Source organism: Candidatus Neomarinimicrobiota bacterium, from assembly GCA_041862535.1.
Classification (GTDB): Bacteria; Fidelibacterota; Marinisomatia; order SCGC-AAA003-L08; family TS1B11.
In genome coordinates, this window is sequence record JBGVTM010000022.1 from 1 (window position 1) to 2,827 (window position 2,827).

General features: G+C 55.7%; 3 protein-coding genes. 2 read left to right on the forward strand and 1 reads right to left on the reverse strand.

Features of this window, described 5'->3' with window-relative positions:
• Positions 1–255 (reverse strand): rhamnulokinase (locus ACETWG_00905; GenBank protein ID MFB0515147.1); only part of this gene is annotated, 255 nt, incomplete at its 3' end.
• A gap of 361 nt (positions 256–616) precedes the next feature.
• Between ACETWG_00905 and ACETWG_00910 the strand changes: the two genes are divergently transcribed.
• Together ACETWG_00910 and ACETWG_00915 are read left to right on the forward strand one after the other, a co-directional pair.
• Positions 617–2,155: an ABC transporter substrate-binding protein gene (locus tag ACETWG_00910; GenBank protein MFB0515148.1), complete on the forward strand. Its 1,539-nt coding sequence runs from the start codon at positions 617–619 to the stop codon at positions 2,153–2,155.
• A 72-nt stretch (positions 2,156–2,227) separates the two neighbouring features.
• Positions 2,228–2,827: ABC transporter permease (locus ACETWG_00915; protein MFB0515149.1), on the forward strand; the 600-nt coding region annotated here is incomplete at its 3' end.

Consider the following 2,827-nt stretch of genomic DNA (forward strand, 5'->3'; position numbering starts at 1 on the left):
CCCGAAATCCACTGCCCAGGTGTCAAGCCCTATGCTAGCTACCCGGCCGCCAACCCGCGCAACGCTGCGCCTCAACCCTTCCTTAATCTGCTCGAACAGGTACAAGACATCCCAATGAAGGCTGTCAAGGATGCGCGCCGGCCCGTTCGGAAAGCGGTATGTCTCTTCGAGCCGGAGCCTGGCCCCATCGAAGCGCCCGACTACAGCCCGACCGCTCTCCGCCCCCAGGTCAAGAGCGATATAATTCCGAATCATGTCTGGCCACTCCTTTTATCGAAAGACATTATACCACGAAACGTCCGGAGCGACCAACCAAATTTCCGAACAAAATCGGGAGAGATCGGGCAGGCCTATGGAGAAGAAGAGAGAACAATTTCCATGATGGCACGGGGTTTCATTCGAGACTTTCATCAAACCCTCAATTGAGGCAAAATTTGACTGCAAAAAGGTTTTATGTTATCCTTATGTACCCGGTTACTCTTTCAAAATTCATCAGTTCCGGGCCGGGAAAGAAACAGTTCTTGGAAATCGGGAGAGAGGAGGTGAGGTTTAGGAAAACAATCTCTCTTAGCGCCACCTGAACATAACAAGAATTTAACAAAAGGAGGTAAGAAAGATGAAAGGCAAATTTGTGAGGTTTTTCGGCCTCGTGCTTCTCTTTCTGCTACCCTTCCTGGCGGCAATGCCCGCTCTGGGAGCAGAAGAGGTGCAGACCGGGGGCACGCTTATGATGCGTACCCCCCAAGATAACGATAACTATGACCCCCACACCAACGATTTGATGGTCTTCCGCCAGACAATCCGCCTGGCCATCTATGACACTCTGGTGCGCTATGATGAGAACCTGGAGATGGAGCCCATGCTGGCCGAATCGTGGGAGAACCCCGACGACACGACCTATATCTTCCACCTGCGCGAAGGGGTTAGCTGGCATGACGGCGAGCCCTTCAATGCCGCCGACGTGGTCCATAGTTTCGAGCGCGTCATGAACCCCGACACAGGCTCCTACCTGGCCACTCGCCTAGCACAGGTGGATAGCGTAGAAGCGCTCGATGACCATACTGTCAAAGTCGTCATGAAAGAGGTCAACGCGGCCTTCCTGGACAACCTGGTGGCTATCTCCATTGTTCCGGAACACGTGGGGGACGAAATCCGCAGCAACCCGGTCGGCACCGGCTCCTTCACCTTTGTGGAATGGGAGCCCAACGAGCGCATCGTCCTGGCCAAAAACGAGAACTACTGGAAGGAGGGCCTGCCCTACCTGGATAAAATCGTGTTCAAGATTATCCCCGATACCCAGGTGGCGCTCACCAACCTGGAGGCCGGTGAGGTTGACTTGGTTGACTGGCTCACCCCCGCCGATGCTGAAATCGCCAAGACGTTGGAAGGCGTGGAATTGTACGTTGTGCCTGACACCACCCAATTGGCTTTCTGGGAGGTCAGCCCTACCAGTGCCGTTGAGCCCTTGCGCGACCCTAAAGTGCGCCAGGCCCTGGTCATGTGCATTGACCGCGAGGCCATCGGCGACTTGGTCTTCAAAGGCTACGGTCAGCCGGCCATCAACCCCATCCCTGAAAAGAGTTGGGCCTACACCGAGATCAAAGATTACGGTTACGACCCGGCCAAAGCCAAAGAGCTCCTGGCCGAACTGGGCTACAAAGAGGGCGATATTTCGTTCAAGATTATCACCTGGGCCGGGTATAAGACCCTGGAAGACATGTCCCTCGTCTGGCAGCAGGGACTGGCCGAAGCCGGGGTGAATTGTGAGGTGGAAGTGCTGGAGGTGCAAGTCATGCTGGGCAAGTATACCAGCTTCGACTACGACGTAACGACCAACGTCTACGCCCCTTCGCCCGACCCCAACTCCTGGTTCGACGTGGTTATGATGCCTCACCTTCGCTCTGAGTCCGTAGCGATCAAGGCGGACTACGACAACCCGGAAATGTTCGACCTGATCATTGCCGCCAATTCCACGCTCGAGCAGGAAAAGCGCAAGGGGATGTACGCCCGCCTCCAGGAATGGAACAACGAAGAACTGGTATGCATCCTCGCCTGGCGGGAAGCCATCATCGCCGCCCACAAACCGATCGTGCACGGCTTCATCATCAACGGCCTGGCCGACCGCAACCTGAGTGAAACCTGGATCGAGCATTAGATAGTTAATGGTTAATTGAAGGTGAGGGATGGCTTCGCCGTCCCTCACCTTCCCCTTAAATCACCATTCGCCATGTCAAGATACATTCTGCGCCGAATTTTGCAATTTATCCCGGTGGTATTATTGGCTTCGATGATTGTTTTCACTGTTGTCCGCCTGACTCCTGGCGACCCGGCGCAGGTGCAATTTGGGCCCCGGGCCAATGACCCACGCTTTGCCGAAGCGCTCCAGGCCCTGCGGCACAAAATGGGTCTGGACAAACCCATCCCGATGCAATATTTCATCTGGCTGGGGCACATGGCGCGCGGAGATCTAGGAGCCTCCATCCGCAGCGGGAGACCTGTTTTGGAAATGATTCTCAGGAAGCTGCCCGCCACTCTGGAACTGATTGCCGGAGGGCTGTTTTTCGGCCTGCTTTTCGGGCTGCCTATCGGCCTCCTCTCCGGGCTCAAATATCGCTCTTTCCTCGACCGGTTCAGCAGTCTCCTCTCCTGGCTTGGCTTGGCCGTCCCCGTCTTCTGGCTGGGGCTTTTGCTCATCCTCATCTTCGCCGTGCACTTCCGGTGGCTTCCAGCTTCGGGCTATGTCCCTCTCACTGAGGATCCCTGGGAGAACATCCGCCACCTGATTATGCCTGCTATCAGCCTGGGCGTATATGAACTGGCTCTCTTC